At 40.5% G+C, this 8,333-nt stretch carries 7 protein-coding genes; 4 read left to right on the top strand and 3 right to left on the bottom strand.

The features are described 5' to 3' along the window. Positions 1-808, top strand: an 808-nt coding sequence (locus tag AC4PL9_RS01110) for a zinc-dependent metalloprotease (protein ID WP_491602953.1), incomplete at its 5' end; no start/stop codon positions are given. Positions 809-910: 102 nt separating this feature from the next. Here AC4PL9_RS01110 and hxpB read toward each other — a convergent pair. Next, positions 911-1,579, bottom strand: a complete 669-nt coding sequence (hxpB, locus tag AC4PL9_RS01105; RefSeq protein WP_491602952.1) for a hexitol phosphatase HxpB — start codon at positions 1,577-1,579, stop codon at positions 911-913. Then, positions 1,555-2,415 carry a hypothetical protein gene (locus tag AC4PL9_RS01100; protein WP_491602951.1) on the bottom strand — a complete coding sequence of 287 codons (861 nt, stop codon included), beginning with the start codon at positions 2,413-2,415 and terminating at the stop codon, positions 1,555-1,557. The genes hxpB and AC4PL9_RS01100 overlap by 25 nt, the downstream gene beginning before the upstream one ends. Positions 2,416-2,459: 44 nt before the next feature. Here AC4PL9_RS01100 and AC4PL9_RS01095 point away from each other — a divergent pair, with 44 nt between their 5' ends. Then, positions 2,460-3,731 (top strand): LETM1-related biofilm-associated protein, encoded by a 1,272-nt coding sequence (locus AC4PL9_RS01095; RefSeq protein WP_491602950.1) that lies wholly within the window; start codon positions 2,460-2,462, stop codon positions 3,729-3,731. Positions 3,732-3,739: 8 nt separating this feature from the next. On the opposite strand, the gene AC4PL9_RS01090 is transcribed toward AC4PL9_RS01095, so the two are convergent. Beyond that, entirely contained in the window at positions 3,740-5,020 is a 1,281-nt protein-coding gene (locus AC4PL9_RS01090) for an aspartate kinase (protein ID WP_491602949.1), read from the bottom strand. A gap of 50 nt (positions 5,021-5,070) precedes the next feature. Here AC4PL9_RS01090 and AC4PL9_RS01085 point away from each other — a divergent pair, with 50 nt between their 5' ends. Together AC4PL9_RS01085 and AC4PL9_RS01080 are read left to right on the top strand one after the other, a co-directional pair. Then, positions 5,071-5,463 carry a hypothetical protein gene (locus AC4PL9_RS01085; protein WP_491602948.1) on the top strand — a complete coding sequence of 131 codons (393 nt, stop codon included), beginning with the start codon at positions 5,071-5,073 and terminating at the stop codon, positions 5,461-5,463. Positions 5,464-5,599: 136 nt separating this feature from the next. Further along, positions 5,600-8,329 (top strand): 2-oxoglutarate dehydrogenase E1 component, encoded by a 2,730-nt coding sequence (locus tag AC4PL9_RS01080; RefSeq protein ID WP_491602947.1) that lies wholly within the window; start codon positions 5,600-5,602, stop codon positions 8,327-8,329. Positions 8,330-8,333: the final 4 nt, after the last annotated feature.

Below are 8,333 nucleotides of genomic sequence, written 5' to 3'. Positions count from 1 at the left end.
CTGGAATCAGGATGAATACCTAAACATCTGGGTATGTAATATGTCTATCTCTTTTTTAGGACAGGAAACTACTGCATTGCTTGGATATGCCACACCTCCTGACGGGTTGTCGCACTGGCCTGCAGGATCAACAGAAGGGATGAAAGATGGTGTCGTTATTCAATACCAGGTATTCGGAAGCAATAACCCAAATCCACTTCCTGACCCAAGTGGAAACGGAGGCAATATGGAGGTATTAGGTCGAACAGTTACACACGAGGTAGGACATTACCTGGGACTACGACATATTTGGGGAGATGGAGGCTGTGCTGAACAAGACGGAGTAGATGATACCCCAAATGCTGCTGCGCAATCAGATTTTGACTGTAACACAAGTAAAAACACGTGTGTTGATAACATCCCTGAACTCGGGGGAGACGCTCCTGACATGATCGAGAATTTCATGGATTATTCAGCAGAATCGTGCCAAAATTCATTTACTCTCGGACAAATTGGAATTATGCGATCTGTTTTAGAAAATTTCCGACCTGATTTAGGAGACGGTAATCCTCTTGGAATTACCACACAGAAAAGTATAGAAGCGTCCATATTCCCCAATCCTTTCAAAAATGAAATCACCGTTTCTATTGAAACTGGAAAAGCAGATCACATTCGACTTATTTCTACAGAAGGACGGGTAGTTTTCGCTTCAGACATCTCTGAAGGATCACTTTCCTTCCAAACTGGAAAAATTGAAACAGGTATATATATAGTCCAGCTTACCTATCAATCGGACATTGTTTTCACGCAGAAGCTGATCAAGCAGTAGCAAACAATTTTCTCTAAATATATCACAACACAATTATTTTTTTGAGAAAACCAAAAGGACGCTTTTTAAGCGTCCTTTTACATTTAACTTATTCTTTTCCCTCTACTTCTCCTTAAACAATTCCAGCACATCGAGTAAAGAGTCATACTGTTTGTCAGCAATTACCAGATGCGGATGAGGCGTATTGGAACCATCCGGAACAACAATGGTTGCCATAGATGCTGCTTTTGCCGCAAGCAATCCATTGAAGGAATCTTCAATAACCAGACAATTCAAAGGTTGCACTCCCAATTGTTGTGCGCAAGTCAGATATACTCCTGGATGAGGCTTTCCAAACTCCTCAAATTCTGCTGAATGAGCAACATCAAAATAGGTTTCTAATTCCAGTTTCTTCAACACCGTTTTTAAAATCCTTGAATACGAAGATGTTCCAATCCCGAGTTTATACCCCCGACTCGACAAAAACGGCACTATTTCATGAACTCCTTTCATCGGTTTTCCTTCCTGTTCTATGTAATATACTACCCGGTCTATGATCTCGTGAATTACTTCTTCATTGCTTTTTCCTTCCCAGGGAAAACGACTCCTCCAAAACGCAACCACCTCATCTATCCGCAACCCCACGGTCTCTTCAAAATCAGGCTTATCAAGATTAAGCCCCAGCGAATTAAACACTTCAACTTCCGCTATTTTCCACAATGGTTCCGAGTCGATCAGAACCCCATCCATATCAAAGATAACTGCCTCTATTTTTCTTTCTTTCCAGACCATTCGTATAGATTTCCTCCTCCAAGTAATGTTTTTTTCTCATCCGAGATAATGATTCTTCCATCAGGCATCTGCGTAATCGCTTCTCTCTGCCTCCAGAAAGGCAAATTATGCTTTATCACATTTCCGTTTTTCCAAAAATTCGCGTCCGGATTAAAGAGATGTATTTCATACCAATCCGAATAGGTAAGCAACGCTATTCCCTTATCTAACTTACACATCCCTGTAATACTATAACTCCTCCAGGAACCATTTCCCAAAGTCAGCGTATTCACCCACCTGGCGGCATGCCTCCCCGGTTCATTTGGGACCTTATAAATCCGGGCTTCCCCGGTAAAAGGATCTGTCCTGCATTTTGTAAAAATGATGATTTCATTCTCCCAGATAACAAAAGCCTCCGCATCATACACCTTCTCATCATCAGTCGGTGGATAGCTCATTTGTTCGGGGTAGTAAAACTGTATCTCATCCGCCTTAACTTCCCTTTGTCCTACTTTTGACAGGGGAAAGCGATAAATAGTCAGGTTATTACGGGTGTTTCGGTTATTTCCTATATCACCAATGTACACCCTACCACTATCAATAGTAATTTCTTCCCAGTCCGTGTTTCTGACATTAACAAATGTTGTTTTTGATACTAACTTACCAGAAAGGGATACTTCATACACCACAGGCTCCCCACCACTATCGTTTAGTGTAAGTACAGATGTATCCGAGCAGGCAACCAACCCTGAACTCTCATGAATGATATCCGGCAATGCAGCAATCTTCTTTAATTGTTGAGCCAACCCCGAAAAGCACACCCCAATTACCAAACAGATGGAAAAAGTAAACTTCATACACATTTCAATATGAAGTTGTAAATTTACCAAAAAAACAAGGCATGTTGAATCCGGGATCTAAAGGTTGGGTAAACAAATACCTCAGCATGGTTCGCAAAGGGGATATTCGACTTCAGTATAATCTGGAGTGCGGGACAACCGGCGAAAACAAGACTCATATGCTATTAGGAGGAACCGGCATTATATTTGGCGTTTATTCTCATTTTATTTTTATCCAACCAACAAAAGAAGATAAATGGACCAAGCATGAACAGTTAAAAGTACTTTATCTCGAATCCCTTTTGTTTGTTTACACGGAATATAAAAACACAGCGGAAATAGACACTGAACTGTTTTCCTCCACGTTAACTGACTTTTTTGAAGCCGGAGGAAGTCGTGAAGTTCGCAGCAGTTGGCTTGATTTTCTCCGTTTCAGTAAACTCAACCCGTTGGAAGAAGCGATCAACAAACGAACCCAGATCCCTCTTTCTTTTGACCATAAGATCTGGGTAAGCTACTTACAAAACAGTCTTTGTTTTATTGATGTTCTTCTTTTCAGAATATTTCTGACCGGCGAATCAGATCCGGGTAGCCTTCAGAAAAAAAGAGCCATTATGTCTGAAGCAGCTCTTCAGGTAATTATTCTGGCTTCTCACGCAGACGGTTTTGTAGCAACCAAAGAACGATCCTTATTTGATCTGTTTCTGGCATCAGCAGACTTTTCGGAAGAAGAACGGCTACATTATATAACGCTTTTTAAAAGCGGTGCTTCTATTGAAGATATTGAACCTGCTACAGCAATGCCTCAAATGTTCAAGAGATATCTGCTGGACCTTGCTATTTTTACCGTTTGGTCCGATACGGATTTCAGTGAAAAAGAATATACTTTCCTACAAGATCTCAGTACCTATCTGGATTTCTCGGAAGACGATCTTAATGAATCTTTTTCTGTAGTTGAGAATTTTGTCCTGAAAAACCATGATATCATACCCTACCTCAAAGGAGGGAACTCGTATGACAAAGTTGTCTCTCGCCTGGGAAACCACTGGTCAAAAATTATTCTGCGTAATAAAGACCGTCTCACTAAAGAAATCAGAGAAAGTAAAGAATTGGTGGAGCTCGTCCGAAAATCTGCTATCGTGGAGCTTTCGGGAGAAGAAAAAGAGAAAGTAAAATCCCAGTTTATGGACATCATCAAAAGTGTTCCGGCGCTCGCGATATTTATGCTTCCCGGAGGAGCTATTCTTCTTCCTTTAATTCTGAAAGTAATTCCTACATTAATTCCATCTGCATTCAGAGACAATGAAATAGACGAAGACACTGCCCGTCCTTAGTCTATTTATCATCGTAAAGACATGTCTTTCATTACTATGCGAACCGTTTCCCTTGTTTTCTGTTCCAGAATAATCTCTTTCCCTACCGTTACCCGATCAATTGTCGCCTGATCATAATGCCGAATCGTAACCAGTTCGAGATCCTCGTTGTACTTTACTTTAAAATCATCAGAAAAAACAGCTATCACTTTTTCCAGATCTACTTTTTTCCGGTCTACTAATAAAGAAAAACTCAATGCCGAATTTTGCATAACATTGATCTTCACTCCCAACTTATCCAACGTATTGAATATTGAAGAAATACTCTTTTCAACTATGAACGAAAAATCTTTTGGCATTACGGAGATAAGAAGCTGATCCATTTTGAAAATAAAAGAAGGAACGAGGTGGTCGAAATCAGGGGACTCTTGTATAACTGTACCTTCTTCGGAAGGATTCAAAAATGATTTCACGTACAAAGGAATCCCCTTGTTTTGTAGAGGTTTCACCGTTTTAGGGTGTATCACTGAAGCTCCGTAATACGACAATTCAATCGCTTCTTTGAAGGAAATCTTGTCCAGTTTAATCGTATTATCAAACCATTTCGGATCCGCATTCAACATTCCCGGGACATCTTTCCAGATAGTGACATCATCCGCATCCGATACGAAAGCCAGTATCCCGGCTGTATAATCCGAACCTTCTCTTCCTAGAGTGGTGGTAAATCCTTCAGCCGTATGCCCCAAAAAACCCTGAGTTACAACAATCCGGTTCTTCTCAAAATGAGATAGCATTCTTTCTCTGATCAACGCGCCTGTTTTCTGCCAGTCCACACTTCCTTCTCTATACGTATTATCTGTTCTGATCAACCTTCTCGCGTCTTCCCAAACCGCTGACAGTTGTTGCTGATTAAGGTATGTAGCAATAATTCGGGTTGAGATAATCTCACCCAACGAAACAATCTGATCGTATTCAAAGTCAAAATTATCAGATCGGGGTTGCTCTATTTTCAACGACAATAAACGAAATTCATTTTTCACCTGATTATAGACCTCCTCATTTGATGCATCAAACAGATCATTCATTATCATCAGGTGAAATTGCTCTAATTCATTTACTTCATTTCGAAAAAGCTGTGTATCTCCGTTCCAGCAGGCCGTAGCAATCCGTTCCAAAGCATTGGTTGTTTTACCCATCGCCGAAACAACGACAATCAGGTTATTATCTCCATGCATTGCAAGTATCTGTGCCACATTTTTTACTGCATCTGCATCTTTTACTGACGCCCCTCCAAACTTAAATACCTTCATCCCCATATTTATTTGTAACAAAAGTACTCTTTTTGTAGTTTTACATTATAATGCAAGAGTTAACTATCCGGAATATCGCTGTGGCTTTTCACGAGAAAAGTATTAACCGTGATTTTATTGAACAAACGAGAAATCAAATCCGGAAAGATGCACAAAACCTATGCGAAGTACCAGAGTTCAATCCTGACCTTTCAGCTTCTGTTATTGAACAATTTACCGGATGGATTGCCCACATAGAAGAAGCAATCGTAAAAAAAGGAAATCGTATTGATCAATTCTATTACTTGGTTGACCTGCCTGAAAGCATTATGAAAGAACTTCAAAAGGAACAATCAAACGAATCCAACCGGCAAATTCATGAACTGATCCTTTACCGGGAAGCTCAAAAAGTGTTCATCCGAAACTATTACTCTCCGGATAAAACAAAAAACAGAGTAGAATAGATTTTTTTGTTTGAAAATCAACAGAAAATGTTTCCCGAACTATCCAAAACAAACCTTCAGCGATTATTTTGTTTTTTTATGTTTAGGAAGTGTTTAAATTCCTTAGTTTTGTAGTTCCATTATTGTTCAAAAAGACATGGATAAATTTTCATACGTGGGAAATGGAGATGTGAATGCCATAGACCATCTCTATAAAGAATACCAAAAAGACCCCTCCGCTGTAGATGAGGGTTGGAGGAAGTTTTTCGAAGGATTTGATTTTGCCCGCACCAATTTCGAGGACGGTGAAATTCCGGAAAACTATCAGAAAGAATTTAAAGTAATCAGTCTTATTCACGGTTACCGATCTCGTGGTCACTTGTTTACCAAAACCAACCCGGTTCGGGAACGTCGTAAATATGAGCCTACGCTTGCCATCGAAAACTTTGGTTTATCAGAGTCCGATATGGATACCGTATTCCAGGCAGGCGAAGAAGTAGGGATTGGCCCTGCAACGCTTCGTGAAATCATCAAACATCTTGATGAGACGTATTGCCAGTCTATCGGAATCGAATACAATTACATTCGTGAACCGGAAAGACTAAACTGGATGAAGCACCATATTGAGGTGACAAACCGCCCTCAGTTTGATAAAAATCGTAAAATACGTATTTTCAAAAAACTGAATCAGGCTTCTAACTTTGAGAATTTCCTTCAAAAGAAATATGTCGGTCAGAAACGTTTTTCCATTGAAGGTGGGGAGGCTTTAATTCCGGCTCTTGACACACTTATCTCCAAAGGGGCTGAGTTAGGAATAGAAGAGTTTGTTATGGGAATGGCTCACCGTGGTCGTCTAAATACACTTGCAAACATTTTTGACAAACGTCCACGCGATATCTTTTCCGAATTCGACGGAAAGCAATTCGACATGGACGATGACTTTGACGGAGATGTTAAATACCATCAGGGTTATTCTTCTCCTGTTGTGGCAGATAACGGCGCACACGTTCATTTGACACTTGCGCCCAACCCATCTCACCTTGAAGCGGTAGACCCTGTAGTAGAAGGAATTGCCCGCGCTAAAGTAGATCAGTACCTGAAGGATTATAATAAAATCTGTCCGGTTCTGATTCACGGTGATGCAGCTATCGCAGGTCAGGGAGTTGTTTATGAAGTCATTCAAATGGCTCAGCTGGACGGATACAAGGCGGGTGGTACAGTACATATTGTTGTGAATAATCAGGTTGGTTTTACAACGAATTATCTGGATGGCAGATCATCAACTTATTGTACAGATGTCGCTAAAACCACTTTATGTCCTGTATTCCATGTAAACGGAGACGATGTGGAAGCTGTTGTACAAACAATGGAAATCGCTTTAATGTATCGTCAGACATTCAACAGAGATGTTTTCATTGACCTTCTTTGTTACAGAAAATATGGTCACAACGAGGGAGATGAACCTAAGTTCACACAACCCAATTTGTACAAACTGATCGCTAAACATCCGAACCCTAAAGATATTTACCTGAAACAATTACTTGCTGAAGGAACAATGTCAGAAGAGGAATCGAAAAGTATCGAGGAATCGTATCTTAGATTCCTGGACGACGAATTTGAAGTTGCGCGGAAAAATGAGAGAGCCATCACCTGGAATTTCCTTGCTAATACCTGGGAGGGATACCGTCATGGTCGGATAGAAGATTTTATCTATTCTCCTGAAACAGGTGTTGAGATAAAGAAACTGAGAGAACTTGGGGAAAAGCTGTCTTCACTTCCGGAAGGAAAAAATTACTTCCGCAAAATCCAAAAGATCTATGATGATCGTTTGAAATCTATCCGAGAGGACAGATTGGATTGGGGAGCTGCTGAAATGTTAGCGTATGCTTCTTTACTTGATGAAGGACATCTGGTTCGTATATCCGGTCAGGATGTAGAACGCGGAACATTCTCTCATCGTCATGCGGTGGTTAAAACCGAAGATACGGAAGAAGAAATTGAAACGCTGAATCTTCTTAATTCAGATCAGGCTAAGTTTTACGCCTACAATTCACTGCTTTCCGAGTATGCTGTTCTTGGATTTGAATACGGTTATTCATTAGCTACCCCAAATGGTCTTCCGATCTGGGAAGCTCAGTTCGGAGACTTCTTCAACGGAGCACAGATTATGATTGATCAGTTCATCTCTTCCGGTGAGGATAAATGGTCTGTACAAAGTGGATTGGTAATGCTACTTCCACACGGATATGAAGGTCAGGGAGCGGAACACTCAAGTGGACGTATGGAACGATTCCTTCAATCGTGTGCGGATTTGAATATGCAGATTGTCAATACTTCGACTCCGGCGAATCATTTCCACTTGCTACGTCGTCAATTGAAGCGGGAATTCAGAAAACCACTGGTTGTCTTCTCTCCTAAAATGTTATTGCGTTACCCTTCTGCTGTTTCTACATTGGAAGATATGTCGAAAGGAGCTTTCAAAGAGGTACTTGACGATCCGATTGCAGACACAAAAAAGGTAGATACACTTGTATTGTGTACAGGTAAATTCTACTACGAAATGACTGAAAAGGCTCAGGAAATGGGAGTTGAGAATATGGCATTCATTCGTATCGAACAATTATATCCACTTCCTGAAAGTCAATTGAAAGCGATATTTGATAAATATACAAACGTTAAACATTACGTTTGGGCACAGGAAGAACCTTCCAACATGGGAGCATGGCAGTATATGGCTATGAATCTGCGCTCTGTTCACCTGGAAGGAATAATGCGTAAATCCTCAGCAGCTACCGCCGAAGGAAGTAAAGATCTTCACGTTAAACGCCTGAAAACTCTTTTTGACGAGTTATTCAAATACGCAAAAGTTAAAGAAAAAGCGAAATAAAAAC

The sequence above is a fragment of the Wandonia sp. genome (assembly GCF_984588085.1).
Note: the sequence above shows the minus strand (reverse complement) of the source record. Positions and strands in the feature narration are given on the sequence as shown.

Excerpts from the sequence above, each read along its gene's own strand:
- AC4PL9_RS01085 (WP_491602948.1), top strand. The coding sequence starts at position 5,071 with ATGCAAGAGTTAACTATCCGGAATATCGCTGTGGCTTTTCACGAGAAA.
- AC4PL9_RS01090 (WP_491602949.1), bottom strand. The coding sequence starts at position 5,020 with ATGAAGGTATTTAAGTTTGGAGGGGCGTCAGTAAAAGATGCAGATGCA.
- hxpB (WP_491602952.1), bottom strand. The coding sequence starts at position 1,579 with ATGGTCTGGAAAGAAAGAAAAATAGAGGCAGTTATCTTTGATATGGAT.
- AC4PL9_RS01095 (WP_491602950.1), top strand. The coding sequence starts at position 2,460 with ATGTTGAATCCGGGATCTAAAGGTTGGGTAAACAAATACCTCAGCATG.
- AC4PL9_RS01100 (WP_491602951.1), bottom strand. The coding sequence starts at position 2,415 with ATGAAGTTTACTTTTTCCATCTGTTTGGTAATTGGGGTGTGCTTTTCG.
- AC4PL9_RS01080 (WP_491602947.1), top strand. The coding sequence starts at position 5,600 with ATGGATAAATTTTCATACGTGGGAAATGGAGATGTGAATGCCATAGAC.